Here is a 26,224-nt window from a genome sequence, read left to right on the forward strand (position 1 = left end):
GCACTGTCAGTCGGCGAGCGCGCCGGCCGCCCGGCCCTCGTGCAGGGTCAGGTTGCGGCCGTTGGTCGGGTCGAACAGGTGGATCTTCTCCAGGTTGAACCAGACCCGGCGCGACTGGCCCTCGACCACCGGTGACTCGGCGGACAGCCGGGTGACGAGGTTGCCGCCGGCACCGGCGAAGTCGGCCGCGCCGGCGTCGGCGGCCAACTCCTCCAGTTCGGCGGCGCTGGCCCGCTCCCCCTCCACGGTGAAGTAGACGTACTTGTCCGAGCCCATCGACTCGACGATGTCCACCGGCGCCTCGAACTCGATGCCCCGGCGGCGGGTGTCCTCGTCGACCAGTTCGGCGTCCTCGAAGTGCTCGGGGCGGATGCCGAGGATCAGCTCGCGGGGCGCGTCCGCTGCCTCCAGCTCGCGGCGTACCCGGTCGCCGAGCGGCACGTCGCCCAGTGCGGTGTGCAGCCCGCCGTCCTGCACGGCGGCGTGCAGGAAGTTCATCGACGGCGAACCGATGAAGCCGGCCACGAAGAGGTTGCGCGGGTGGTCGTAGAGCTCCTGTGGAGCGCCGACCTGCTGCACCGCGCCACCGCGCATGATCACCACCCGGTCGCCGAGGGTCATCGCCTCGGTCTGGTCGTGGGTGACGTAGACGGTGGTGGTGCCGAGCTTCTTCTGCAGCCGGGACACCACCGTGCGCATCTGCACCCGCAGCTTGGCGTCGAGGTTGGACAGCGGCTCGTCCATCAGGAACGCCTTCGGCTGGCGGACGATGGCCCGGCCCATCGCCACCCGCTGACGCTGCCCACCGGAGAGGTTGGCGGGCTTGCGGTCGAGCAGCGGAACCAGCTCCAGCACCTTCGCCGCCTCGTCGACCTTCTGGTCGATGGTCTCCTTGTCCAGCTTCGCCAACCGCAGCGGAAAGGCCATGTTTTCCCGCACGGTCATGTTCGGATAGAGCGCGTACGACTGGAACACCATCGCGATGTCCCGGTCTCGGGGAGCCTTGTCGTTGACGCGCTGCCCGCCGATGCGCAGCTCGCCGGAGCTGATGTCCTCCAGACCGGCGATCATGTTGAGGGTGGTGGACTTACCGCAGCCCGAGGGCCCGACCAGGATCACGAACTCGCCGTCGGCGATCTCCAGGTCGACGTCCTGCACGGCGACGGTCCCGTCCGGGAAACTCTTGCTCACCTTGTCGAGCACGATGTCAGCCATGACTACTCACCTATCCCTTGACTGCGCCGGAGGTCAGGCCGGACACGATGCGACGCTGGAAGAAGAGGACGAACAGGATGATCGGAACGGTGATCACCACGGCGGCGGCGCAGATCGCCCCGGTGGGGTCCTCGAACTGCGACGCGCCGGTGAAGAACGACAACGCGGCCGGCACGGTGCGGGACCGCTCGGTGGAGGTCAGCGAGATGGCGAACAGGAAGTCGTTCCAGCAGAAGATGAAGACCAGAATCGCCGTGGTGAACAAGCCGGGCGCGGCCAGCGGTGCGATCACCCGCCGGAACGCCTGCCCCTGGGTGGCGCCGTCCATCTTCGCCGCCTTCTCCAGGTCCCACGGGATCTGCTTGAAGAACGCCGACAGCGTGTAGATCGCCAGCGGCAGCGCGAAGGTGATGTACGGCAGGATCAGTCCGGGCCAGGTGTCGAAGATCTTGAGCTGACGCTCGATCTCGAACAGCGGGGACACCAGCGACACCTGCGGGAACATCGCGATGAGCAGGGAGACGCCGACCAGCAGCCGCTTGCCGGGGAAGTCCAGTCGGCTGATCGCGTACGCGGCCATCGCACCGAGCACCACCGCGACCAGCGTGGCGATCAGCGCGATGCCGATCGAGTTGACCAGCGCCCGGACGAACTGGTCGGTTTCGAAGATCGTCCGGTAGTTGTCCAGCGTCCACTCCCGGGGGATGAATTTCCCGTCGGTGAGGGTGGCCGGCGTCTTGAACGACAGCGACGCGATCCACAGCACCGGGACCATCGCGAAGACGATCACGAGGACGTCCAGCAGACCCCAGCGCAGCTTCGCCCGCGTGGTGGTTTCGACAGCCATGTCAGCGCCTCTCCCCGTCGTCGCTGCCGGGGGCAGCGGTGCCGAACAGCTTCACGAAGACGAAGGCGATGATCGCCACGGTGAGGAAGATCAGCACCGACATCGTCGAACCGATGCCGAGGTTGAGACCCCGGAGGAGGTTGTTGTAGGCGAGCATCGACACCGACGACGTCTCGTTGCCTCCGGCGGTCAGCACGAAGATGTTGTCGAAGACCCGGAACGCGTCCAGCGTGCGGAACAGCAGCGCGACCAGGATCGCCGGCTTCATCACCGGCAGCATCACCTTCGTGAACTTCTGCCAGGCGGTCGCGCCGTCGGTGGAGGCCGCCTTGAGCAGGTCCTCCGGCACCAGCGCCAGCCCGGCCATCAGCAGCAACGCCATGAACGGGGTGGTCTTCCAGATCTCCGCGAGCATGATGATCGCCAGGGCGCTGGCCCGTTCGGTGAGCGGTGCGCCGTCGCTGAACAGGTCGGCCAGGTAACCGGTGCCGGGCGTCCAGGCGTACCGCCAGGAGAACGCGGCGACCACGGTGACGATCCCGTACGGGATCAGCGCCGAGGTCCGGACCAGGCCGCGGCCGACCAGGGTGCGGTGCATGATGATCGCCAGGCCCATGCCGAGCACCAGCTCGACGGCCACGGTGACCACCGTGATCAGCGTTGTCACCCCGAACGCGGTCCACCAGAACTCGTTGCTGAGCACGGTGACGTAGTTCTCCAGGCCGATGAACTCACGCTGGTCCGGGAAGCGCAGGTCGTAGCGCTGCAACGACAACCAGAACGAATAGATGATCGGGTACGCGGTCACCAGGACCATGACCAGCGCGGCGGGCGCGCAGAGCAGCAGGCCGAGTTTGCGTTCAGCCTTCTTGTTCTCGCTCAACGGCGGCTTACGGCGACCGCCGCGTTGGGTGGGCACGGTGGCCCGCTGGCCGGTCTTCTCGACGGCGGCCTCGGCGCCGGTCGGCGCGGCGTTGATGCTCATGGAAGCACCCCCTTCGACTGGAGGGCGTCGGCGATGGCGTCGCGCAGCTCGTCCGCGGTCTGCTGCGGGCGGATGCCCGACGGCGGGGACAGGATTGCCGACATCACGGTGGAGATGCTCTGGTAGGCCGGGGTCAGCGGACGCGTCGCCGGGTCCTTCAGCTCCTCCAGGATGGTGTCCTTCATCGGGTACGCCTCGGTCATCTCCGGGTCGTCGAAGACGGACTCGATGGTGGGCGGCACGCCGTCGTTGATGGCGGAGAACTTCTGGTGCTCGGCGCTACGGAGGCACCGGGCAGCCTCGAAGGACAGCTCCGGGTGCTTGGAGTAGGAGCTGACCGCCAGGTTGACCCCACCGATGGTGACCTTGCTGGGGGTGCCCCCGTCGATGCCGGGGATCCGGGCCCAGCCGACCTGCTTGGCCAGCTCCGGGTTCGCCTCCTGCAGGGCCGGGTAGACGAACGGCCAGTTCACCTGGAACGCGCCCGCGCCGGACTGGAACTCCAGCCGGACCGGGTCCTCGGTGGCGTTGCTGAACGACGGCGAGGTTACGCCCGACGTGGCGAAGCGTCGGAGCTGGTCCAGCGCCCGAACCGTGCCCTCGTCCATCTCGGCCTTCGTGCCGTCGTCGTTGAGGATCTTTCCACCGGCGCTCTCGGCCAGGGTGTTGTAGAGGACGACCAGACCCTCGTACTGGGCGCCCATGGTGAGCACCTGGTACGGCTTGCCCTGATCCTTCAACTGCTGGGCCGCGCTGATCATCTGGTCCCAGGTCGTCGGCGGCTGGGGCACCAGGTCCTTGCGGTACCAGAGCAGTTGGACGTTGGTGTTCTTCGGCGCGGCGTACAGCTTGTCTTCGTAGCGGGCAGTCTCCAGCGGCCCGGCGAGGGTGCCCTGCTCGACCTCGGCCTTGTCCTGGCCGGTCCACTCGCGGATCCAGTCGGCGCTGGCGAATTCCTGGGTCCAGGTCACGTCCAGGCCGAGCAGGTCCATCCCGCTGTCCTCGGCGGCCAGCCGGCGCACCATCTGCACCCGCTGGTCGTCGGCCTGCCGGGGCAGCACCCGGTAGGCGATCTCGTACCGCCCCTGGGCCTGCGCGTTGCAGTCGTCGACCACCTTCTGCAGGTTCTGCTCGGGCGGGTAGTACAGGTTGAGTGTCGGTGGGCCACCGGTGTCATCCGCGCCGCACGCGGCCAGCGGCGCGACCAGCGCCAACGCGGCGGCCGCCGCTCCGAGCCGAACAATCGGCCGACGTCGGTGTCGAGCCGTTTCGGGGTCCGTCATCGCCCTCCCCCTCTCTTCGGCGAAAGACCGGGGAGGGGCCATCCGTGCCCCGGTGCACGGCGAGACATTTCCAAGCCGGCAAGCTGCGGAAACACTCCGGCCCGGATGCTCTGTGCGGCTACACTGCCCCACCCGTGAAGTCGCGAAACCTGGCGGTCACAGCGAGTGTCCGCGCGGCGAACCGCCGTCTTTGCCCTGCGCCGACGCCATGCGTATCGGAAGGCGATGGGCCTGTCGCCAGGATCTGGTCGATGGCTTTCCAGTTCCGGTATATCGCGACGCCAAATAGCAGGGTATTATGTGCCGCATGGTAGCGGCAGAGAGTCAGCCGATCGATGACAGCGACCGGCAGACCCAACTCCTGCGGGGCGCGCTGGACATGTGCCTGCTGGCGCTGCTGGCGCGCGAGCCCGCGCACGGCTACGAGTTGGTTCGGCGGATGGAGACAGCCGGGTTCGGCGCGATCAGCTACGGCACCATCTATCCCCTACTGACCCGCATGCGTCGACTTGGCCTTGTCGCCCACGAACAGCAGGCCAGCCCCACCGGCCCACCCCGCAAGGTCTACGCGCTGACCGGGTCCGGCCGGACCCACCTGGACGCCTGGCAGAAACAGTGGAATCACTTCGCCGACACCGTCGGCGCCGTTCTCGACCCGCTCGACCACCGCCCCACGAGGAGTTGACCATGGACACCATCGACAGTCTTCTGGGCGAAGCCGACCAGGCGTGGCGCGCGTACGGGGTCGGTCCGGCCGACCGGGCGGCACTCGCCGCTGATCTGCGCCTCGACCTGCGGGCCGCGGCTGCCGACGGGGGCGATCCGGTGCGGTTGCTCGGCGGTGACGTCGCCGGCTTCGCACGACGGCTCGCCGACGAGGCCGGTGTCCGACGAGTGCGCAGCGACTACGGCCGCATTCTCGGCACCGCACTGATCGGCGCGATGGCCGGTGCGGTGCTCGGCTACGGCCTCCTGATGGCGGTCTACCCGATATTCGTCCGCGCGGTCGACATCCCCCGCTCGATCGACGTACCGATCCAGCTCGCCGTCGCCGTCGGATACGGCATACCGGCCGCCGTGGTCGCCGCGGGAGCGGTCATCGCGGTGCGGACCCGGCTACGCGACCTGCCCAAGATCCGGCGGACGGCTCGGTTGATGAGCGTCCTCGTGCCGGCGGCCGGCATCGTCATCACGCCGATCACCGTCGGCTTCGCCTGGGCCACCGACTACAGCACGGCACCGCCAGTGGTGGTCACGGAGATCGCCATGGTCCTGGCCGCGCTCGCAGGCGCCACGGTGCTGGCGCGTCGCTTGTCACTCCGCGAGGGCCGGCCCGCCTCCGACACCTCGCACCCGGACAGCACCAGAGTCAAACCCGCCTGACGGTACGAGCAGCGCCAACTCTGGAGTATGACAGGTGTAAGCTGCGCGTATGACAGAGCCTCAGCGCCGCTTCACGATCTCCGTCCCCCCAGATGTGGGTCAGATCCTGGAGAGCCAGGGCAACCGTATGGCCAGTGCCTACGTCACCGAGTCGGTGCGTCGGCGCAGGCGGGTGGAGCAGCACAAGGAGTTGCTGCTCGCCGCCGGCATTCACGTCACCGAGCAGGGTGTCGCCGAGGCTCGGGCCCGCCGCCTGGGCGTGGAAGCCGAGTGGCCCTCGGAGCGGTTCGAGGCGGAGCGCGCCAAGATCCGCGCCGCCATGGAGGCCGAGATGAACGGCGACGATGCTGCTCCCCGCGCCGACGCCGCATGACCTCGGAGACGACACCACCAGTCCGGCTGATCCTGGACCGGTCGGCCCTACTGGGATACGCCGTCCTCCGGACGGTGCACGTGGGCGAGCCCGTCCACGAGGTCATCGAGGACGGGGTGCGGTTCGGGGCGCCGGTGGTGGCAGCCGCCGAAGCTTTGACCATGGCGACGGGCAAGGAACTCGCCCTGCTGCACAAGCTGCTGGCCCTGCCCGCCTGCGCACTGCTGCCCGAGCGGGCGCAGGACCTGCCGGAGCTGACCTTCTGGCAGCGCAGGACCCGCCGCTTCGACCTGGCCGCGGCCGCCGTAGCGGGCCTGACCCACGATGCTCCAGTTCTCACCGGCGAGGGACCCGAGTACTCCGACGGGGTGCCGCTGATCCACTTCCCCGGATGAACGACGGCGGGCCGAGCGTCAACCCCGGGCCCTCGCCCAGGAGAGGAAGCGCTCGGTCATCCGGGCCGGTGGATGATCCGGGTGGAGCTGGGTGAGCTGGTTCGTCGCCTCGTTCATCAGGGTGCCGAGGTAGATCAGCAGTGCGGTCCGGCTGGCCCGGTACTCCGTCAGCAGGGCGAGCTTGGCCGGCTGGCAGGGCCACTCCTTGCCACAACTCCGGCACCGCCACAGCGGGCGCATGGCGACGTGCGGGACGGGCGGCCGGACCACCATCACCGCCACCGCACCGCAGGCTGCTGGGCTGTCGGGCTCAACACATCGACCTCCTCGGGGGCGGGGAAGGGGCCGCTCCCGCAAGGGGGAAACGGGAGCGACCCCGGGTGCAGGGCCCGCCGCCGCCATTCCGGCTGCCAGCAGACCCGCCACTGGTGACAGTGTGGTGATGACACGGCTACGGTCGATACGTGCTCGCGCCATCCGTGCAGCTCAGCGGCCCAGGCGAGCACCTGTGAGGGACACGCCGAGCCAGACTGAGCCAAGGGTGGGGAATCGATGGGGACCGTCACCGACTACGTGTTGGAGGAGCTACGCCTGTTCCGGACGGGGTTCGGGCTCAGTCAGGACGACTTCGGCAAGGGCATCGGCTATTCGGGTTCGCACGTCAGCTCGGTGGAGACCGGCGGGCGACCGCCCACGAAGGAGTACATGCGGGCGGTCGACAGCCGTCACCAAACCGGCGGACGCTTCCTGCGCATGTTGGACGGTTTGGCCCAGCTCGACGCCGAGCCGGCCTGGCTCCGCGAGTGGATCGAGTTCGAGCGGGAGGCGACCACGCTGCGCTGGTTCGAGTTGGCGTACGTGCCGGGCCTGCTCCAGACCGAGCGGTACGCCCGCGCGACGCTGGCCGATGGCCGGTTCGACGCGGAGGACGTGGACCGGATTGTCGCCTCCCGGCTGGAACGGCAGGCGATCCTGCAACGCCCGCGCCCGCCCCAGCTCATCGCCGTCCTGGACGAGACCGTGCTGCGCCGGCCGGTGCTCGACCAGCCGGGGCTGATGGTCGAGCAGTGTGAGCACCTGGTCGAGCTGGCGGCGGCGGAACATATCCAGGTGCACATAGTGCCGGCGGATGCTGGGATGTACCTGGGGCTGGCCGGCCAGTTCATCATCGCCGAACTGCCGGACGGCGCGCGGGTCGCTCATGCCGACAACCAGCTCACCGCGCAGATCGTCGATGCGCCGGCCGATATCGCTAAGCTGGCGAAGACATGGGAGATCGTGCGGAACGAAGTGCTTCCGCGCCGGCAGTCAATCGAGCTGATCAAGGAAGTGGCGAAGTCATGGACATGCTGACCCCGCAGTGGCGCAAGTCGACCAGGTCCGGCGGCAACGGTGGGTCCTGTGTCGAGGTCGCCGACAACCTGCCGCACGTGGTGCTGGTGCGCGACACCAAGGACCGCGACGGCGGCACCCTGCACGTCGACCTGGCGGCCTGGAAGGCGTTCGTCGGTTACGCCAAGCAGCACTGAACGCGAACTCGGAGAGGACCCGCCCTGGATCTTCTCTTGGAGAGATTTGCTCCGACCGGCCAGGCCTTGCACCACGCCCAGGATTGGGCCTTCGATGAAGACCAGTGCCGAAGATGATCAACCCCGAGTATGGAGGTCTCGGACAGTTTACGTCCGGGCGGAACGGAAACTGTCCAAGATCTACCCTGAAACTCCCGCGACTGCCGGCAGCCAATCGAGCTGATCAAGGAGGTAGCGAAGTATGGGCATGCTGACCCCGCAGTGGCGCAAGTCGACCAGGTCCGGCGGCAACGGTGGAGCCTGCGTCGAGGTCGCCGACAACCTGCCGCACGTGGTGCTGGTGCGCGACACCAAGGACCGCGACGGCGGCACCCTGCACGTCGACCCGGCGGCCTGGAAGGCGTTCGTCGGTTACGCCAAGCAGCATCGACCGTGATCGCACGCTTCAAGGATCTCTGTTTGGACGCCGCGGACCCGCTCGCCCTGGGCGCCTTCTGGGCCCGGATGCTGGACGCTGACGTGGCCGACGCCGGCGACGGTGACACTCGCATCGACCCCCGTTCGGCGCGCTCAAACGCCGAGTCGATCTGGGTGAACAAGGTGCCCGAGCCGCGGGTCGGCAGGACCCGCGTACACCTGGATCTGCGGTTGGCCGACGCGGAGCCGGCGGCGCTGCTCGCGGATGGCGCCCGACTGGTCCGCGAACCGACCGGCGAGGCGCACTGGTGGGTGTTGGACGACCCGGAGGGCAACCAGTTCTGCGTGTTCCCCGCCAAGGAAGGCACCCGGCCGGGCCCGTTCGGGCTGGTCGTCGACTCGACCGACCCGGCCGCCCAGGCGACCTGGTGGGCCGGGGTGGTCGGCGGCACCGTCGAGCACGAGTCGACCAACGCGTCGGTGGTCGACGCCTCCGGCTTCCCCTGGGACTACTGGGTCTTCGCCGGGGTGCCCGAGCCCAAGACGGTCAAGAACCGGCTGCACTGGGACGTCGACCTGGTCGACCCGGAGCCCACCGCGCTCATCGGCGCCGGTGCGACGTTGCTAGCGGAGCCGAGCGCCCGCAGCAACTGGTGGGTGCTGGCCGACCCGGAGGGCAACGAGTTCTGTGCCTTCGCGCCGCGCGCTATTGGGTGAACGACCGACTACCGAGCGCGGGCGGTGTCAGCTAGCGTTCTCCTAACGCCGCAGCCAGCGCGTTCGCCGCCGCCGTCGACACGCCTCCGGCCGACCCCAGCCTGCCCGATCGGTTGGTAATCGCGGGAACGTCCCACCGCCGCTCCCCCGGTTCGGCAGGATCGTCCCAACGAGGAGGTGCCGCCGTGCAGGACACCCGCGCTCTCGCCCTGACATTCGAGGTGAGCGGCCTGCCACCGGTCAAGACCGAAGCGTTGTCCATCTTCGCCGCCGGGCATCGGCAGGCGACGAGGGTCCGCGACCTACTCAAAGCCGCCCTCACGGCGGCCCAGCGCACCGGCTGGACGCCGTTGCCCGGGCCGATCGAGGTGGACCTGGTCCTGCGCTGCCCGCCCGGGCACCGGACGGCCGACGCCAGCACCCTGCTCGGCGGCGTCTGCGCGGTGCTGCAGGACAAGAAACGGGTGTCGAGCATCGGCCTCGCCCACCTCGGCGTGCTGGTGGACGTCGCCCTCTTCGACGACGACCGGCAGATCCGCCGATTGTCGTACCAGGAGGAGCCGGCGGAGGACTTCTCGTACCAGGTGCGGGTCGCCGCCGTACCGGCCGGGGTTTGACCGACGTCCGCGGTGGGGTACCGCGGACGCCGACGAAGGGAGCACCGATGTCGGAGCCACATGTCACGCTCGACCCGCGCGGGCTCGACCCTGTGCAGCAGAAGCTGCGGGGCCCGCTGGAGGAGCAGCTGACCTCGGCGCTTCAGGCGGCCACCGACCGGGTCCGCACCGGCTACGCCGGCGAGCCGGTCGAGCAGGTCTGCCAGCGACTGTTGGAGGAGACCCGCTCCGGGTTGCATCCCGACATCGCGGCCGGGTTCAACCCGGACATGGACGAGTTCTGCAGGGTGGCGGTGGCGATCGTCCGGGGCGAGGTTTCCTGACCGGCGAGGTGGTGGTCAGAGCCGGGTCCGCAACTACCCGGCCCTGACCGCGACCGTCCGACCGTTCTGCACTCAGCTCCACGGTGCGCACCTGCCGGACGCCCGGCGCGCGCCCAGCGAAACCCCCCCGGCCGAGAGCGCCGGCCCAGGTTAGGCGGGTCGTGCGGGGCCGGACAAGCCGCAGCGGACCGGCAGAGGCATGACTGACCTCAAGGTGAAAAAACGGCATATCGCTGTAACGCGGCTTCGATCGCCAGCGCTGTTCGGGTCGCCCCCGCAGCGGTCAGGGCGGTCAGAAGTGCCGCAGCAGGTCGCGAAACGCGGCCAGCCGTAGGACACCGGCGTCGGTCGGGTCCAGCTCGTCGTCCTCCAACACCCAGGTGTTCTCGTTCGGGATGAACACCGCGTTCAGCCCGGCAGCTCGCGCCGGCAGGATGTCCGACTTCGGAGAGTTGCCGATCATCCACGCGCCGGACGGGTCGAAGCCGTGTTCCCGCACCAACCACCGGTACGTCTCGACATTCTTCTCGGCGACGATGTGCGCGGCCCGGAAGTGGTGCAGCAGCCCGCAGGCGTCCAGCTTGCGTTGCTGTTCCGCCTGGTCCCCCTTCGTCAGCAGCAGCAGGTCGTACCGGCCGGCCAACTCGTCGAGCGCATCGGCCACGCCGGGCATCAGCTCCACCCGGTGCTCGATGAGGGCCACCGACAGTCGGTCGATCTCCTTGCGCTCGGAGTCGGTGGCCGGCCGCTCACGCAGCCGCTCCAGACACTCGGCCAGGCTGCGCAGGAAGACCTTGCTGCCGTACCCGTGCGCCACCGCGTTGGCCCGCTCGATGTCGTCGAGGATCGTCCGGATCTCGGCCCGATCCAGGGTGGGGTGGTCGAGCCACTCGAGGAAGTCGTCGATCACCCGCTCGAAGACGACGTTGTTCTCCCACAACGTGTCGTCCGCGTCGAAGATCAGCACCTGCGCCTGCTGCCGCGCCGTCATAGCATTTCCTCCTCGTGCCAGCTGTCGCGGCCGAGGAAACAGGATGGGCGCGAGTTGGACCACCGATTTCTCGGCGCGATCTTTACGCACGTTGATGGTCACGGCCAGCGCAGCAACCGTTGCGCGATCAACGCCTCCCGTTCCTCCTGCCCCTCGGGTCGGAGCCGGCCGCCGCGGGTGAGCATCACCACGCCGTGCAACAGGCTCCAACCCACCTCGGCGAGGGTGTCCGGGTCCCGGCCCTCGGCCAGCGGGGCCAGGGCCGCACGCAACTCGGCGAAGACCGCCCGCGGCGCGGCCGGCACCCCATCGACGCCGAGGGCCAGGTCGGGGGTCAGCGCGAGCATCGCGTCATAGACCTCCGGATTCGTGTACGCGAAGTCGAGGTACGCGCTCGCGACCGCCGGCCAGGCACCCTCGGGGCTGCTGGCGGCCTCTGCGTGCGCCTCCGCCAGATCGGCGGCCAGGTCGGCGAAGGCGCACACGGCGACGGCGGCGAGGAGCGCCTCCAGATCCGCGAAGTGTCGGTAGAGGTCGCCGACGTCGATCTCGGCCCGCTCGGCGAGGCGTCGGGTGCTCACACCCGCCCAGCCCTCCACCTCGGCCAGCTCTCGCGCGACCGCGACGATGAGGTCACGCCGGTCCTGTTCGGTGGCCTTCTCGGCAGGTCCGGGCACGCACCCGAGCCTAGGGGTGGACACCAGCCGTAGTCGCCAGGTGACGGATTGGCGACTGTCGGATGGTCGGACCCAACAATGTCTCAGGCGGCCGTCGTCGAGCAATCAAGGATGCGGCCATCGGCCGTGCCGACCAGCAGCCGTCCCGGCAGCGCGCACGAAAGGGAGAGCGGCACGACCAGATGCCCGTGAACGGTGAGCCGCTGTTGCCAGCGCGGGTAGCCGGTCCCGGCGTCGAAAGCCACGACATCGCCGGAGACGAGCCCCGCGTACACGATGCCTTGCTCGCTGTCCGACTCCAGAGCGGCTACCGGGTGTTCCACCGGGGCCACCCAACTCGGAGAGCCGTCGTGCAACCGCCGGCGGGCGACGAACGCGCGCGGCACGGGCCCCCGCAGCGTCACCGCGTGCACGATGGCGGGACCTGTCGCGTCGTTCAGTTCCACAGCGGGGCCGCCGTAGAGCGGGACGTCCCGTGCGTCGGTGACCCAGACGAAGCGGAACAGACTGCGCACAGCGGGTGCCTGACCGTCCGCGTCAGACTCGACGACGGCGACCCACGGGTCCGGGTGGTGCCGGTCGCCCTCGTTCTGCACCACGTAGAACGCCGTGGCGTGCCGGACGGAGAGATCCAGGCTGTAGAGCTCGAAGCCGCTCAACTCCACCCGGCCCGCCTCCGTTGAGCCAGGGCCGGGAGAAAAGAGCACCAGCTGCGAAGAGACGGACTCCCGGCTGGCATCGCGCAGGGCCAGCGAACCGTCGGAGCGCGTTATCCGTATCGCGGGGAACCCGACGTCGAGACGTTCCAGCGGCCGTCCGTCCCGCAGCGAGTACCGCACCGCTCCCTCGCCTGGGACGGCCGGCCGATCGCGGCGCACCGACTCGGTGGCCCACGCCCATGCTTCGTCCGGGCCGACATCGATTCGCTGCCCGCCGACCGCGCCGACGTCAGTGACGGCCCAGGCGCGCTCCCCGGACTCCCGCCACAGTTCGAGCTGTACGCCGTCGAGCGCCGCCAGCACCCGGCCGTCGCGCAACTGTTCCACCGCCCCCACCGACCGGCGCGGCGACCACACCGCGCCGGCTCGCACACACAGCCGTGCCACGCCGCGGCGCGCAGCCCTCTCGCTGCCGCGCCAGGCGTTCTCGCGCAACGGACCGTCCATCTCCCGGCCGGAAATCGTGCTCTCCCCGACGACCGACCAGTCGGTGCGCTCGACCACGGCGTCATAGCCGAGGGTGAAGGCATCCCGGTCGAGTTCCCAGTCATCCGACGGCGCCAGGGCGAGGTCGAGCACCCGCCCCTCGCGCCACGTACGCCACGCGACCTCACGCACCTCACGCTCGTCCGCGAGGGCGGAGACGACCGCACCGGAGTCGAGGTCGAGCAGGAGCAGCTCGCCGCGGAAGGACATGCCTCCGTCATAGCTCCCGGTGCCGATGGCCAGGAGCGGGAGACGGGGATGGAAGGCCATCGAGTTGACGGGCCAGCGGGACGGCACGACGTGCAGGCACCGCAGATCATCGCGTCGGTAGACCCCGATCCGGAACGCGAACCAGCCGTGCCCCGTGACTGCCGCTCCGCCCGAGCCAGGCCCTCCGACGGTCCCACCCACCGCGAACAGCCGGTCTGACGTGGCAACCGTCCGGGGAATTCCAACCTCGGCGCACGGTCCATCGCCCAGCACGCGGCGGACGGTCAAGGGCTGGCCGGACGTACGAGGGGACACGCAGTGAACTCCTTCACGGCATACCGGCGGGTGCGCGGCGTTGGTTTCGAACTGTTCATCGCCGAGCCGCTCGGGCATCCGCCGGCGGCCTGGCTGATCGCCATCCTCGACGGCCCGGTGATCTTCCTCGCCGGACGCGCAGCCGCAGTGCCGCTCACCAGCCTCGTCGATCATGGAGTTGTGGTGCCCGTTGAGCGCCACACCGGATACTTTGTCACCCCACCACAACTCCTTGATCGACGTCCGAGCCTGCCGTCGCGCGCAATTGCTGCTGGCGGGACTGGAGTTCCTGCCAGTACGGTCCGTCGTGTGATCACAGCACGTCGCGCGACCATTGAGGATGCCCCGGCACTGGTGAGGCTGCGCGGGGTTCTGTTCACCGGCCTCAACGGACATGCACCGGAGCCCGGCCGGTGGCAGGACCACGCGCTGCGGACCCTGCGCCGGCGTCTGGCGGATCCGGAGGACTCGATGGCGGCGTACGTCATCGACAAGCCCGACGTGCCCGGCGAATTGGCGGCATGCGTGATCGGCGTCATCGAATATCGGCTTGGTGGCCCGCTCAACCCCAGCGGCGTGATCGGGTACGTCTTCAACGCGGTGACCGACCCCGGCTACCGCCGGCGCGGATACGCCCGCGCCTGCATGGAAGGCCTACTGGGCTGGTATCACCAGCGAGGGGTGACCCTGGTCGAGCTGAAGGCCAGCGAGGCCGGGGAGCCGCTCTACCGCGCCTTGGGCTTCGTGCCGATGCCCTCCCAGACGATGCGGCTGACCATCGACTCACGTGCGACAACTTCTCGGGGTTAACGCCGTCCCCGTCGATCATCGAGTTGTGGTGCCCGTCAGGCGTTATGACGGGTGCTTTGTCTGACCAAGCGCTCAGGCCTGTCACAGCACAGACCGCTACGGTGCGCCAATGCCAAGGCCTCGAAGCTTGCTCTGGTGCGGCGTGGTGGGAGCAGTCGCATTCGTCCTGGTCTTCCTTGTCAACGACGCGTTCAAGCCGAACTACGAGCCGGTGCGTGACTTCGTCAGCGAAGCCGCAATCGGCCCTGGCGGATGGGTGCAGATCGTCAACTTCCTGAGTGCCGGCGCTTTACTGACAGCCTCGTCCTTCGCGCTGCGCCGGACCGTCGGTCGCTCGGTCGGCTGGCTGGTACGCATCCTCGGCGTGGGTCTGATGGTGGCCGGGGCGTTCGTGTCCGATCCGGCGCCGCACGACGAGGCGACCTGGCACGGCACTGCACACAACATCGTGTCGGTCATCGTATTCGTGGCACTGTCGCTGGCGTGCTTCACGGCAGCACGCTGGCGACCGACACCGGCGTGGCGGTGGTACTGCGTTCTCACCGGCGCCGCGGTGCCGGTGCTGTTCGTGATCGCCGGCGGTGTATCCGAGACGGCCGGCCTGTGGCAGCGGCTGACCATTGTGGTCGGATGGGCGTGGTTGGCGGCGCTCGGCATGCGGGCGCTGCGATCCCTCGACCGGAGCGCTGAGCGATGAGTGCACGCCCCGACAACGCCACGTAAGCATGAGCGTCGATCGCATCTATGCTCCACCGGCAACGCGACCGTGACGGGAGACCGCAGTGATCGACACGATCTTCTTTGATATCGGCGGGACGATTCTTGACGAGTCCCGCGAGTTCGAGACCTGGGCGGACTGGCTCGGCGTTCCACGGCACACGTTCTCGGCGGTCTTCGGCGCGGTGATCGCCCGGGGTCTGGACTATCAGGAGACGTTCCGGGTCTTCCGGCCCGATTTCGATCTCGCGGCCGAGCTGGAGCGCCGAGCAGCTGCCGGCAAGCCCGAGTCGTTCGGCGAAGACGACCTCTACCCCGACGCGCGGGGCTGCCTGACCTCGTTGAAGGAGCAAGGTCTGTTCGTGGGCCTGGCCGGCAACCAGCCAGCTCATGCCGAAGCGCTCCTGCACGCTCTCGACCTCCCGGTGGACGCGATCGGCACCTCACACGGTTGGGGCGTGGCGAAGCCGTCACCGGTCTTCTTCGAGCGGGTCATTCGCGAGGGCGGTGGCGATCCGTCCTCGATCCTCTACGTTGGCGACCGCCCCGACAACGACGTACGCCCGGCCATGGTGGCCGGTATGCACACGTTCCTGATCCGACGCGGTCCGTGGGGTCACATCCTCGATCTCCCCGCCGTGTCCGAGCAGTGCCTGTTCCGCATCGACTCGCTCGACGAGCTCCCGAGCCTGGTCGCGAAGCACAACGCGGCAAGGTGAGCGTCCCGGTCAGGGCCCTTGCGGGGGCCCTGACCGGGACGACCGGTCAGCCGATCCGGCCGGCGCGCTGCCTGCGCCCGGTCAGCAGCACGAGGACGATGCCGAGGAGCGCCAGCATCGCGCCGACGGTCAGCGGTGCGGCGATGGCGTCACCGGTCGCCGGCAGGCTCCGCGGAACGTAGCGGAAGGTGAGCGCGCTGGAGACCCCACCGTCGGTGCGCACGACCACTGTCGTGTTCCCGGCCGCGCAGGGTGGCGTACGGAAGGTCAACGAACGCCCATCCGGTGCCACGGTGACCTCGTTCACCGGGATGGTCCGGCCGCAGATGGTGACCACGGTGCCGCCCGGAACGAAGCCGGAACCACCGACCGTCACGGTGGTGCCGCCACCGGCCGGTCCCTGAGCCGGGGACAGCGCACTGACGACCGGCGGGGCAATCCGGTACGCGAAGCCGTCCGGCACGTTCACGTCGTCGCCGGGGAGTTGCACGGTCACGTCCACCGGGCCGGGCAGACCAGCTGGGGTGACCACGGTGATCGTCGTGCCGGCCTGGTTGACGGTGAACCCGGTGCCGGGCACCCCGTCGAACGTCACGCCGGTTGCGCCGGTGAGGCCGGTCCCGGTGATGGTCACCGTGGTGCCACCCGAGCTCGGCCCGGTCGTCGGAGTCAGCCCGGTCACGGCGGCGTCACCCTGATCGGCCAGGTACGTGTAGTCCAGCGGTGCGGACGAACCACCGCCAGTGGTCACCACCACGACCGCCGGGCCGATGGCGCCGGGCGGGGTGACCGCCGTCAACGACGTGCCCTGCGGATTCACCGTGACGTTGGTGGCTGGTGCTCCGTCGAACGTGACAGTCGTGCCACCGGGGACGAAGCCCGTACCGGTGATCGTCACGGTCTGTCCACCCGCCTGCGGGCCCTGGTTCGGAGTGACCGCCCCGGCGGTCGGAGCAGCCGCCACGTACGTGAAGCCACCCGGCGCGTCCGCGTTCGCCCCCGGGAGGAGGACGCTCACGTCCACCGGGCCGACCGGCCCCGGCGGTGTGACCACGGTCAGCGAGGTGCCGCTCGGGTCTACGACGAGGTTGGTGCCCGGCGTGTCGCCGAAGGTCACGCCCGTCGCGCCGGTGAACCCGGTCCCGGTGATCGTCACCGTCGTACCACCGGTGTTCGGGCCCGAGTTAGGCGCGACGGTGGTGATCGTCGGCGCGATGTACGCGAACGTCGGCGCGGTCACCCGCCCGGCCGGGAACACGAGCTCGACCAGGGCCGGTCCGGCTGGGTTCGGCGGGGACACCACGGTGATCGTGGTGCCGGCCTGGTTGACGGTGAAGCCGGTGCTGGGCAGGCCGTTGAAGTCCACTGCCAGCACGTCGGCGAACCCGGTGCCGGTGATCGTCACCGTCGTACCGCCTATGGTCGGCCCGGAGGCCGGCGTGAGGTCGGTGATCACGGCGGCACTGCCATCGGCCAGGTACGTGTAGCCCAGCGGCGGTGCCGTGCCGTTCACCGTGCTGACCACCACCGACGCCGGGCCGATCGCACCGGCCGGGGTGACCGCCGTCAACGAGGTGCCGCCCGGTGCCACCGTGACACCGGTTGCCGGCACGCCGTCGAAGGTGACAGTCGTGCCACCCGGGATGAAGCCCGTGCCGGTGATCGTCACCGTCTGGCCGCCCGACTGTGGGCCCTCGTCCGGCGTGACCGTAGCGGCGGTGGGCGTCGCCGACGGCCGCTCACAGGTGGCCTCGGCCACGATGACGGTTCCGACCGGAATGGTCGTCGGGGTGCCGAGGACGGTGCCCGACAAGGAGAGAGCGACCCGCACGGCGACCGCGGCGGCACCGTTGGCGGTGGTCGTCTCGGTCCGGGTCAACGAGGCGTCCAGGATCGCACCCAGCAGCCCCGGCACCACCACGGGCACGCTGCCCACGATGGGCGGGCCGTTCGGCGTCGGCGCCACCGCCACGCCGAAGAGTTCCACCCCGACGAGCGTGGTGCCGGCGCTTGTCGCACCGACCTGCGGGCAGGTCGCGGTAGCGGCGGCCTCGGTCGCGTCCAGCACGTCGACGCCGAGCACGGCCAGGTTGAAGTTGGTGACGCGGGCAGCGGCAGACGACGAAGCGGCAGCGCGGGTGGCGGTCACCTCGACGGTGCCGCCAGCGGTCACGCCGATCGCCCCGGGCAGCGAGACGGCCTGGTTGTCGGTGTCGGTGCCGCCGCCGGCCGGAGCGGTGGCCGTACCGATGGTCCGGTCCGCATCGATCACAGGAGTGCCGAGCACCGCTGCGGACAGGCCGACGACAACACCCCGCGCGCTCGCGTCGCCCGGTGCCGCCCGCGCCGGCGTCCCCAGTCCCAGGGTCGCCAGGCCGGCGACCAGCACCGCCGTGGATGCGGTCGTCATTCTTCGCAGGACAGAACTCACCAATTTCCCCCGTTCAGCTCGACTGACGGGCGTGCTCAGCGTGTTCGGCACCCGTCAACGATTGAACGAGGGAAAAAGGGACAAGTTATGGCAATACGGGCATTCCATACCAAGGTGGCGGTCGTTCGTCGGCACCGGCGTGCCCCGCGTCACGACGTTTGACTTGAAGCGCTTGAGGTTGGGGACGCTTCGGTCATGGCAGCGACGAAGGCCGGTCGGGACCGGACACAACCACCCCTGACCATCCAGGAGATGGCCCAGCGGTCGGGCTTCAGCGAGCCGACGCTGCGCTACTACGAAAAGGTCGGCCTGCTCGGCGTGGTGCCGCGCGACGACAGCAGCGGCCACCGCCGCTACGACACCCCGCTCGCCGAGCGGGTCGACGCCCTGGCCTGCCTGCGATCGTCCGGAATGAGCGTCGCGGAGATGCGCCGGTACCTGGCACTGCTCGACGAGGGCGACCGGGCGGCCGCTGCCGAACAGCACGACCTCTTCGCGCGGCATGCCGAGCGGCTGACCACCGAGATCGAGCGGCTACGGGTACGCCAGGCGTACATGCGCGGCAAGGCGGACATGTGGGCCGCCCGGTACCGCGGTGACAGCGCTGCCGAGGCCCGCGCGATCAAGCAGGTCGAACGAACCCTTCAGGAGTTCTGAACAACGATGGGAGAGATCATGCGCAACGACATACCGCTGAGCGCCACCGACGACACCCCCGTGCTGGTGACCGGTGCCACCGGACACCTCGGCGGGCACTCCGTCGTCCGGCTGCTCGACGAGGGCTACCGGGTGCGGGTCACCGTCCGCGAGCCGGGCCAGCAGGACGAGGTGCTCGACCGGATCCGGCAGATCGGCACGAACCCAGACGGCCGGGTCGAGTTCCGGACGGCTGCCCTGTCCACCGACGAGGGCTGGGCCGAAGCGGTCGACGGGGTGCGCTACGTGCTGCACCACGCGTCACCGTTCCCGTTCACCCCGCCGAAGGACGAGGACGAGGTCATCCGGCCAGCACGCGACGGAGCGCTGCGCGTCCTGCGGGCCGCCCGCGAGGCCGGCGTACGGAGGGTGGTGCTGACCTCGTCGTACGCGGCGGTGGGTTACACGGTCAAGCCCGACGGACGATACAGCGAGGCGGACTGGACGAACGTTGATGACAACATTCCCGCGTACCACAAGTCGAAGACGCTCGCCGAGCGCGCCGCCTGGGACTACGTCCGGGACAACGGCGGGGTGGAGCTGAGCGTCGTCAACCCGACCGGGATCTTCGGGCCGTTGGTGGGACCGCGGGTGTCCGCGTCGACCGGCCTGGTGCAGGCGTTCCTGCAGGGGTCGATGCCGGTCGTACCCCGGATGTACTTCGGGGTGGTGGATGTTCGGGACGTGGTCGACCTGCACCTGCGCGCGATGCTGCACCCGGCGGCCGCCGGCGAGCGGTTCATCGGCGTCGGCGGGCCGTCGGTCAGCTTCTTCGAGGTGGCGAAGATGCTGGCAAAGCACCTGCCCAGCCTCGCCGACCGGGTGCCCGCCCGGGAACTCACCGACGAGGAGGTCCGCGAGGCCGCGAAGACCGAACCGGCGCTGCGGGACGCGGCCGCCCTTCGTGGCCAGGTCCCGCTGATCAGCAACGACAAGGCTCGCAATGTCCTCGGCTGGCGGCCTCGCCCGGTGGAGACGACCATCACCGACACCGCCGACAGCCTGATCAAGTTCGGCCTCGTCACCGGCTGAGGGCCCTGCCGGCCGCGTGATCGCGCTCGATCCAGGATCGAGTGGCCTCCCAGTGCCAGGGACACCACTACAACATGGATCGAGCGCGATCATGCCGGAGGCGGCCCCGCAGGCAGGACGTCAGCGGCGCAGGGTCAGGATCAGGTCGGCGACCAGGGCTGTCCAGCCGGTCTGGTGCCAGGCACCCAGGCCGGCCCCGTTGTCGCCGTGGAAGTACTCGGGGAACGCGATCAGGTCCCGCCAGTCCGGATGGGTCTGGAACATCTGAGCGGCACCGTAGATCGGCCGTCGACCCCAGTCGTCCTGGGTGAAGAGTGAGATCAGCCGAGCGGAGAGGTCGTCGGCGATCTCGTCCAGCGAACGCTTCACCCCGGAGCGGGTCGGATACTCCACCTGAAGGTCGTCGCCGAAGAACGCCGCGTAGTCCCGCAACGCACTGATCAGCAGGAAGTTCGTCGGCATCCAGATCGGACCCCGCCAGTTGGAGTTGCCGCCGAACAGTCCGCTCGTCGACTCGGCCGGCTCGTAGCCGACGGAGAACTCCTGCCCGCCGAGGGTGACGGAGAACGGCTTGTCGAGGTGCGCGCGGGACAACGTCCGCAGGCCGAAGTCGGAGAGGAACTCGTCGGGGTCCACCATCCGGGCGAGCAGTCGGACCACCTGCTCCGGGCCGACCATGGACAGCAGCCGCTGCTGCCGGCCGTCGGGGCCCAGCCGGCGGGTGCCGATCACCTGGGCGTACTCCGGGCGGTTGGTGAGGAACCAGCGCAACCGCGCGCCCAACTCCGGCAGGCGGTGCAGGGTCTTCGCGGTGAGCCGGGTGGTCGCGGCCAACGGCAGCAGACCAACGACGGAACGGACCTTCAGCGGCACCTTCGTGCCGTCGGCGAGACGCAGCACGTCGTAGAAGAAGGCGTCCTCGTCGTCCCACAACCCCTGCTCGTACGCGGCGGCGGCGATGTAGGCGAAATGCTCGAAGAACTTGGTGGCGGTGTCCACCCAGGTCCGGTCGTGCTCGGCGAGCACGATCGCCATGTCCAGCATGTTCAGCGCGTACATGGCCATCCAGCCGGTGCCGTCGGACTGCTCCAGCACACCAGCCACCGGCAGCGCCGCCGAGCGGTCGAACGGCCCGACGTTGTCCAGCCCGAGGAAACCGCCCTCGAAGACGTTGTTGCCGCCGGTGTCCTTGCGGTTGACCCACCAGGTGAAGTTGAGCAGCAACTTGTGCATCACCCGAGCCAGGAACTCGTAGTCCCGGCCGCCGTCGATCTCGAACACCTTCAGCGCCGCCCACGCGTGCACCGGCGGGTTCACGTCGCCGAACGCCCACTCGTACGCCGGGATCTGCCCGTTGGGGTGCAGGTACCACTCGCGCAGCAGGAGCAGGAGCTGCTCCTTGGCGAAGCCGGGGTCGACCCGGGCGATGCTCACGCAGTGGAAGGCCAGGTCCCAGGCCGCGTACCAGGGATATTCCCAGGGGTCGGGCATGGAGATGACGTCGAAGCTGGTCATGTGCCACCAGGCGCTGTTGCGCCCGTGCCGGCGCCCGGCCGGCGGTGGTGTCGAGCCCGGGTCGCCTTCGAGCCAGCGCTTGACGTCGAAGTGGTAGAACTGCTTGCCCCACATCAACCCGGCGATGGCCTGCCGTGCCACCAGCGCCTCGTCCTGGGTGGCGGCCGGCGGGATCACCCCGGCGAAGAACCGGTTCGCCTCGGCCCGCCGCGCCCACACCACCGCCTCGAAGCCGTCGCTGAGGTCCGCCGGTGGCGGTGGCGCGGCGGCCGGCGGTGACGCGGTACGGGTCAGCCGCAGCCGGATCTGGCGCTGCCCACCGGCCGGTACGTCGAGCACGTAGTGCAGCGCGCCCTTGGTGCCCTCCCGCGCCGGGTTGACCGTGGCCGCGCCGTTGACCACGTGGTCGTTGATGCCGTCCTTCGGGTAGGGCGAGCGGCCGGGCAGGCCCCAGAGCCGCTCGGCGTTGGTGTCGTTGTCACAGAGCAGCGGCACCGGCCCGCCGTCGCCCTCCAGCAGCAGTTGGCCGAGCACCCGGTGCTCGCCGACGAGGCGGGTGCCCTGGCCGGTCAGCCGGGGGATCCGGTCGCCGCCGGGCAGGCCCCAGGCCCAGGTGTTGCGGAACCACAGGGTGGGCAGCACGTGCAGGGTCTCCGCCCGGTCGGCCCGGTTGGTGACGGTCACCACGATGCAGAGGTCGGTCGGGGACGCCTTGGCGTAGTCGACGGTCACCGCCCAGTACCGGTCGTCGTCGAAGATTCCGGTGTCCACCAGCTCGTACTCGGTGTCGTCACGGCCGCGCAGCGCGTTCACCGCGACGAGTTCGTCGTACGGGAAGGCGGCCTGCGGGTAGTGGTAGCGCCACCGCATCCAGGAGTGGGTGGGCGTGGAGTCCTCGTACCACCAGTACTCCTTGACATCCTCGCCGTGGTTGCCGCTGTCTCCGCCGAGACCGAACATCCTCTCCTTGAGGATCGGGTCCCTGCCGTTCCACAGCGCGAGAGCGAAGGCGAACGTCTGTCGTTCGTCGCAGACGCCCGCCATCCCGTCTTCATTCCACCGGTAGGCTCTGGACCGCGCGTGGTCGTGCGGGAAGTAGTCCCAGGCCGTACCGTGCTCGCTGTAGTCCTCCCGTACCGTCCCCCACGCCCGTTCGGACAGATAGGGACCCCATGCGCGCCAGTCCTGCTCCCCCGAGTCAGCCTGGGCGAGCCGGAGCCGCTCAGCGTCGGGTGGCGAGTCGTCGGAGGACGATCGGTCAGTGATCACGTGCACATCTTTGACGCCGCCGCGGTACTTGACCACAGCGGCCATTCTCGTCGTGGCGTGTTACACCTCGCCGCCGGTGGAGGAAAGTTGATTGACATTCGCTTCGGCCCGCAGGTCTGCGGCGACCTGACCAGTGCGGCAAGCCGGGAGTGGCTGGTCCCCGATGGCCTCGGCGGCTATGCGATGGGCACCGTCGGCGGACTGCGGACGCGTCGCTACCACGGTCTGTTGGTGGTCCCGGGTGAAACCCCGGCGTCCCGGCAGGTGGGACTGGTCAGTCTGGACCCGACGGTCACCCTGCCGTCCGGTGCCCGGGTGCGGCTCGGCGCGCACGAGTGGTCCTCCGGCGACGTGGACCCGCGCGGCTTCGAGCTGTTGGAGCGCTTCGACCTGGTCGACGGGCTGCCCCGGTGGCGGTGGCGGATCGGCGCGGTGGTGATCGAACGGGAGCTGGCCATGCTGCGCGGCCGTTCCTGCGTGGCGGTGGTGCACCGGCTGGTCGCCGGCGGGCCCGTCCGGCTGGAGCTCTCCGCCGCCTGCACCTGGCGCGACGCGCACGGCGAGCGGCGTGCCGACGGCCCGATCCCGCAGGTCGAGGCGGTGGCCGACGGCGCGGTGGTCGAGGGTTCGTACCGGCTGGCCGGCCCGGGTTGGACGCCCGAGGGGCAGTGGTGGCTGGGCGTGCACCACCGGGAGGAGGCGAACCGGGGTCTGCAGGCGGACGAGGATCTCTGGTACGCGGGCCGCTTCGCCGGCGAGTTGGAACGCCCCGGCGACACGGTGTCGGTGCGGGCCTGGGCCGGTCAGCTCGACCTGGAACCAGGGCCGGCGGAGGGCATCGTGGCGGCGGCCCGGCGGCGCAACCGGCACGTCGTGGCGACGGCGAAGCCGGCCGACGACGTGGAGGCCACCCTGGTGCTGGCCGCCGACGCGTTCGTGGTGCGCACCAACGACGCCGCGGCGGACGTGGTCGCCGGCTACCCGTGGTTCGGGGCCTGGTCCCGGGACACGATGATCTCCTACGAGGGGTTGTTCCTCTGCACCGGTCAGGCCGACCTGGGCAGGGCGCTGCTGCGGTCGTACGCGGCGACGCTGTCCGAGGGGATGCTGGCGAACACGGCCGACACCGGTCGGGTCGAGTACAACACGGTCGACGGCACGCTGTGGTTCCTGCACGCGGTGAGTCGGCACGTCACCGTCACCGGTGACACCGATCTCGGCGACGAGTTGCTGCCCGCGCTGCGTGCGGTGATCGACGCCCACGTGGCCGGCACCCGGTACGGGATCCGCGTCGACCCGACCGACGGGCTGCTCACCCAGGGCGCCCCCGGCACCGCGCTGACCTGGATGGACGCCCGGGTGTACGGCGTACCGGTCACCCCGCGTACCGGCAAGCCGGTCGAGGTCAACGCGTTGTGGATCAACGGGCTGGCCGGGCTCGCCGAGCTGGCGGAGTTGGCCGGGCAGGACGCGGACGAGCTGTGGCGACGCCACCGGCAGGCCACCACCTCGTTCCGGGCGCGCTTCCCAGCACCGACCGGCTGGCTGCACGACGTGCTGGACGCGCCCGCGCCGGCGTACCCCCTGGGTGGGGCCGCCCTGCACGACGACGACGCGCTGCGCCCCAACCAGTTGCTGGCCTGGTCGTTGCCGTTCGCGCCGATGGAGCCGGACGAGGCGACGCTCCGCCGCATCGCGGGCGGCCTGCTCACCCCGCTCGGACCGCGCAGCCTGGCCCTGGACGCTCCGGAGTTCGTGGGCCGGCACCGGGGTGGCCCGGCCGACCGGGACGGCGGCTACCACCAGGGCACGGTCTGGCCGTGGCTGCTCGGCCCGTACGTCGATGCCGCCCGCCGGGGCAAGATGTCGGTCGATGATGCGTTCGTCGGCATTGAGGCCCATCTGACCGAATATGGGCTAGGCTCGGTAAGTGAGACGGCCGACGGCGTCGCGCCGCACGCCGCGACCGGCTGCCCATTCCAGGCGTGGTCGGTGGCGGAGCTGCTGCGGGTGCGCCGAAAGGGCCAGTAGCGCTTTACACGACCGCAACGGTGGTGTCGCCGCTGGTTATCTCGATCCCGGCAAGATTGGCCCCGATCCAGACGCGACGGCGACATCGACTTCCGGTGTCGGTCGGCGCGCGCCCGGGGACAACTCAAAGGGGGCCGCATGTCACCCGATGCCCACGTGATCGACATCCACCCCGCCCGGCAGCTGCGGGTGCTGATGCTCTCCTGGGAGTACCCGCCGGTGCTCGTCGGCGGCCTCGGCCGACACGTGCACGCCCTCTCCGTCGCCCTCGCCGCCGCCGGCCACGAGGTCACCGTCGTCACCCGCCACAGCGACGGCGCACCCCACGAGGAGTACGCCGAGGGCGTCCGCATCCTGCGCGCCCCCGAGGACCCGGTCGCCTTCCCCCTCGCCACCAGCTCCCTGCTGGCCTGGACCATGGCCTTCAACCACACCCTCACCCGCACCGCCCTGCGCGCCACCGAAGCCGGCACCTACGACGTCATCCACGCCCACGACTGGCTCGTCGCGCACACCGCCATCACCCTGGCCGAGCACCTGGACCTGCCCCTGGTCACCACCATGCACGCCACCGAGGCGGGTCGGCACCAGGGCTGGCTGCCGGAGGAGATGAACCGCACCATCCACGGCGTCGAGCACTGGCTCAGCAGTTCCTCCGTTCGAGTGATCGCCTGCTCCGGCTACATGCGGGACCAGGTGACCGCACTGTTCGACGTACCGACCGCCCAGGTCGACGTGGTGCCCAACGGGGTCGACGGACGGGCCTGGCGGGCCCGGCCGCGGGCGGTCGCGTCGGCCCGAGCGCGGTTCGCCGGGGACGGCCCGCTGGTCGGGTACGCCGGACGGCTGGTCTACGAGAAGGGCGTCCAGCACCTCGTGCACGCGGTGCCCCGGCTGCGTGAGCGGCACCCGGGGCTCCGGGTGGTGATCGCCGGCGACGGCCCGTACCGCTCCGAGTTGGAGGCCCAGGCCCGGCGGCTGGCACTCGGCTCGACCGTCCGGTTCACCGGCTTCCTCGACTCCACCCAACTGCCGGCGATGCTCGGCGCCACCGACGCGACAGTGGTGCCCAGCCTCTACGAGCCGTTCGGCATGGTGGCGCTGGAGGCGGCGGCCGCCGGAGCGCCCCTCGCCGTGGCCCGCACCGGCGGCCTCGCCGAGATCGTCGAGCCCGGGGTGACCGGGGTGACGTTCCCGCACAGCGACCCGGACGCGCTCGCCGGCGCGGTCGGACAACTACTCGGCGACGAGGTCTTCGCCCGCAGGGTGGCCCGCCGGGCCCGCACCATGGTCGGCGAACAGTACGGGTGGGCCACCATCGCGGCCCGCACCGCTGCCAGCTACACCGCCGCACGTCGGGAGCACGGCCCGCTGCAGGCCCGACGCGCCGCCGCCCAACTGGCCGGTGGACGTGCCCGGATCGCCATCCCGGAGGGGAATCTGCTGGCCCCCGCCGACCACGCCGCCTGCTGACCGGGTCGGACGACCGATAGGTGACTTCCGATCCGCTGGTTAGGGTGTA

General features: G+C 70.0%; 27 protein-coding genes. 17 read left to right on the plus strand and 10 right to left on the minus strand.

What is annotated here, in order from left to right; all coding sequences use genetic code 11:
* Positions 1-6: 6 nt before the first annotated feature.
* The 4 genes from C7C45_RS01235 to C7C45_RS01250 are packed head-to-tail and all read right to left on the minus strand — an operon-like array spanning position 7 to position 4,330.
* Positions 7-1,215, minus strand: a complete 1,209-nt coding sequence (locus C7C45_RS01235) for an ABC transporter ATP-binding protein (protein ID WP_110561750.1) — start codon at positions 1,213-1,215, stop codon at positions 7-9.
* Between the two features lie 10 nt (positions 1,216-1,225).
* On the minus strand, positions 1,226-2,062 hold the full coding sequence (locus C7C45_RS01240; protein ID WP_110561751.1) for a carbohydrate ABC transporter permease: 837 nt from the start codon (positions 2,060-2,062) through the stop codon (positions 1,226-1,228).
* Between the two features lies 1 nt (position 2,063).
* The gene (locus C7C45_RS01245; protein ID WP_110561752.1) at positions 2,064-3,047 is read right to left on the minus strand and encodes a carbohydrate ABC transporter permease; all 984 of its coding nucleotides are present in this window, start codon (positions 3,045-3,047) and stop codon (positions 2,064-2,066) included.
* On the minus strand, positions 3,044-4,330 hold the full coding sequence (locus C7C45_RS01250) for an ABC transporter substrate-binding protein (RefSeq protein WP_110561753.1): 1,287 nt from the start codon (positions 4,328-4,330) through the stop codon (positions 3,044-3,046). The genes C7C45_RS01245 and C7C45_RS01250 overlap by 4 nt, the downstream gene beginning before the upstream one ends.
* A gap of 307 nt (positions 4,331-4,637) precedes the next feature.
* Between C7C45_RS01250 and C7C45_RS01255 the strand changes: the two genes are divergently transcribed.
* Genes C7C45_RS01255 through C7C45_RS01270 form a run of 4 tightly spaced genes read left to right on the plus strand, consistent with a single transcriptional unit; the run spans position 4,638 to position 6,481 of the window.
* Positions 4,638-5,015, plus strand: a complete 378-nt coding sequence (locus C7C45_RS01255) for a PadR family transcriptional regulator (protein WP_110561754.1) — start codon at positions 4,638-4,640, stop codon at positions 5,013-5,015.
* Positions 5,016-5,017: 2 nt separating this feature from the next.
* The gene (locus C7C45_RS01260) at positions 5,018-5,713 is read left to right on the plus strand and encodes a hypothetical protein (RefSeq protein ID WP_110561755.1); all 696 of its coding nucleotides are present in this window, start codon (positions 5,018-5,020) and stop codon (positions 5,711-5,713) included.
* A 49-nt stretch (positions 5,714-5,762) separates the two neighbouring features.
* Positions 5,763-6,086 (plus strand): hypothetical protein, encoded by a 324-nt coding sequence (locus C7C45_RS01265; RefSeq protein ID WP_110561756.1) that lies wholly within the window; start codon positions 5,763-5,765, stop codon positions 6,084-6,086.
* On the plus strand, positions 6,083-6,481 hold the full coding sequence (locus C7C45_RS01270) for a hypothetical protein (RefSeq protein ID WP_110561757.1): 399 nt from the start codon (positions 6,083-6,085) through the stop codon (positions 6,479-6,481). The genes C7C45_RS01265 and C7C45_RS01270 overlap by 4 nt, the downstream gene beginning before the upstream one ends.
* A gap of 18 nt (positions 6,482-6,499) precedes the next feature.
* Here C7C45_RS01270 and C7C45_RS01275 read toward each other — a convergent pair whose 3' ends face one another.
* The gene (locus C7C45_RS01275) at positions 6,500-6,754 is read right to left on the minus strand and encodes a flavin reductase (protein WP_110561846.1); all 255 of its coding nucleotides are present in this window, start codon (positions 6,752-6,754) and stop codon (positions 6,500-6,502) included.
* A 279-nt stretch (positions 6,755-7,033) separates the two neighbouring features.
* Between C7C45_RS01275 and C7C45_RS01280 the strand changes: the two genes are divergently transcribed.
* The 6 genes from C7C45_RS01280 to C7C45_RS01305 all read left to right on the plus strand — a co-directional run bounded on the left by C7C45_RS01280 (position 7,034) and on the right by C7C45_RS01305 (position 10,084).
* A complete protein-coding gene (locus C7C45_RS01280; RefSeq protein ID WP_110561758.1) occupies positions 7,034-7,834 on the plus strand; it encodes a helix-turn-helix domain-containing protein in 801 nt (266 codons plus the stop codon).
* Entirely contained in the window at positions 7,828-8,010 is a 183-nt protein-coding gene (locus tag C7C45_RS01285) for a DUF397 domain-containing protein (protein ID WP_110561847.1), read from the plus strand. Before C7C45_RS01280 ends, C7C45_RS01285 begins: the two co-directional genes overlap by 7 nt.
* A gap of 247 nt (positions 8,011-8,257) precedes the next feature.
* On the plus strand, positions 8,258-8,446 hold the full coding sequence (locus C7C45_RS01290; RefSeq protein ID WP_110561848.1) for a DUF397 domain-containing protein: 189 nt from the start codon (positions 8,258-8,260) through the stop codon (positions 8,444-8,446).
* Positions 8,447-8,469: 23 nt separating this feature from the next.
* Positions 8,470-9,144: a VOC family protein gene (locus tag C7C45_RS01295; RefSeq protein WP_146247222.1), complete on the plus strand. Its 675-nt coding sequence runs from the start codon at positions 8,470-8,472 to the stop codon at positions 9,142-9,144.
* Positions 9,145-9,329: 185 nt separating this feature from the next.
* The gene (locus tag C7C45_RS01300; protein ID WP_110561760.1) at positions 9,330-9,761 is read left to right on the plus strand and encodes a RusA family crossover junction endodeoxyribonuclease; all 432 of its coding nucleotides are present in this window, start codon (positions 9,330-9,332) and stop codon (positions 9,759-9,761) included.
* Positions 9,762-9,808: 47 nt separating this feature from the next.
* Positions 9,809-10,084: a hypothetical protein gene (locus C7C45_RS01305; RefSeq protein ID WP_110561761.1), complete on the plus strand. Its 276-nt coding sequence runs from the start codon at positions 9,809-9,811 to the stop codon at positions 10,082-10,084.
* Between the two features lie 292 nt (positions 10,085-10,376).
* Here C7C45_RS01305 and C7C45_RS01310 read toward each other — a convergent pair whose 3' ends face one another.
* From C7C45_RS01310 to C7C45_RS01320, 3 genes are all read right to left on the minus strand, one after another.
* On the minus strand, positions 10,377-11,075 hold the full coding sequence (locus C7C45_RS01310; protein WP_110561762.1) for an HAD family hydrolase: 699 nt from the start codon (positions 11,073-11,075) through the stop codon (positions 10,377-10,379).
* A gap of 98 nt (positions 11,076-11,173) precedes the next feature.
* Positions 11,174-11,752 (minus strand): TetR/AcrR family transcriptional regulator, encoded by a 579-nt coding sequence (locus tag C7C45_RS01315; RefSeq protein ID WP_167454602.1) that lies wholly within the window; start codon positions 11,750-11,752, stop codon positions 11,174-11,176.
* Positions 11,753-11,835: 83 nt separating this feature from the next.
* A complete protein-coding gene (locus C7C45_RS01320; RefSeq protein WP_146247223.1) occupies positions 11,836-13,167 on the minus strand; it encodes a hypothetical protein in 1,332 nt (443 codons plus the stop codon).
* Between the two features lie 318 nt (positions 13,168-13,485).
* Here C7C45_RS01320 and C7C45_RS34690 point away from each other — a divergent pair, with 318 nt between their 5' ends.
* From C7C45_RS34690 to C7C45_RS01335, 3 genes are all read left to right on the plus strand, one after another.
* Positions 13,486-14,292, plus strand: a complete 807-nt coding sequence (locus tag C7C45_RS34690) for a GNAT family N-acetyltransferase (protein WP_244200179.1) — start codon at positions 13,486-13,488, stop codon at positions 14,290-14,292.
* 145 nt (positions 14,293-14,437) lie between these two features.
* Complete coding sequence (locus tag C7C45_RS01330) at positions 14,438-14,989, plus strand: DUF998 domain-containing protein (protein ID WP_167454603.1); 552 nt, start codon at positions 14,438-14,440, stop codon at positions 14,987-14,989.
* Positions 14,990-15,074: 85 nt separating this feature from the next.
* Complete coding sequence (locus C7C45_RS01335; RefSeq protein WP_110561767.1) at positions 15,075-15,728, plus strand: HAD family hydrolase; 654 nt, start codon at positions 15,075-15,077, stop codon at positions 15,726-15,728.
* 46 nt (positions 15,729-15,774) lie between these two features.
* Here C7C45_RS01335 and C7C45_RS01340 read toward each other — a convergent pair whose 3' ends face one another.
* Positions 15,775-18,138 carry an IPT/TIG domain-containing protein gene (locus tag C7C45_RS01340; protein ID WP_110561768.1) on the minus strand — a complete coding sequence of 788 codons (2,364 nt, stop codon included), beginning with the start codon at positions 18,136-18,138 and terminating at the stop codon, positions 15,775-15,777.
* Positions 18,139-18,354: 216 nt separating this feature from the next.
* Here C7C45_RS01340 and C7C45_RS01345 point away from each other — a divergent pair, with 216 nt between their 5' ends.
* Both C7C45_RS01345 and C7C45_RS01350 read left to right on the plus strand, forming a co-directional pair.
* Positions 18,355-18,816, plus strand: a complete 462-nt coding sequence (locus C7C45_RS01345; RefSeq protein ID WP_110561769.1) for a MerR family transcriptional regulator — start codon at positions 18,355-18,357, stop codon at positions 18,814-18,816.
* Positions 18,817-18,834: 18 nt separating this feature from the next.
* On the plus strand, positions 18,835-19,887 hold the full coding sequence (locus C7C45_RS01350; protein WP_110561849.1) for an NAD-dependent epimerase/dehydratase family protein: 1,053 nt from the start codon (positions 18,835-18,837) through the stop codon (positions 19,885-19,887).
* Positions 19,888-20,007: 120 nt separating this feature from the next.
* Here C7C45_RS01350 and C7C45_RS01355 read toward each other — a convergent pair whose 3' ends face one another.
* Positions 20,008-22,716, minus strand: coding sequence for an MGH1-like glycoside hydrolase domain-containing protein (locus C7C45_RS01355; protein ID WP_110561770.1), 2,709 nt, complete (start codon positions 22,714-22,716; stop codon positions 20,008-20,010).
* A gap of 42 nt (positions 22,717-22,758) precedes the next feature.
* Between C7C45_RS01355 and C7C45_RS01360 the strand changes: the two genes are divergently transcribed.
* A complete protein-coding gene (locus tag C7C45_RS01360; protein ID WP_110561850.1) occupies positions 22,759-24,702 on the plus strand; it encodes an amylo-alpha-1,6-glucosidase in 1,944 nt (647 codons plus the stop codon).
* Positions 24,703-24,840: 138 nt separating this feature from the next.
* Positions 24,841-26,175: a glycosyltransferase family 4 protein gene (locus C7C45_RS01365; RefSeq protein WP_208641029.1), complete on the plus strand. Its 1,335-nt coding sequence runs from the start codon at positions 24,841-24,843 to the stop codon at positions 26,173-26,175.
* Positions 26,176-26,224 lie beyond the last annotated feature (49 nt).

Origin of the sequence: Micromonospora arborensis (genome assembly GCF_003205615.1) — a bacterium.
Lineage (GTDB): Bacteria > Actinomycetota > Actinomycetes > Mycobacteriales > Micromonosporaceae > Micromonospora > Micromonospora arborensis.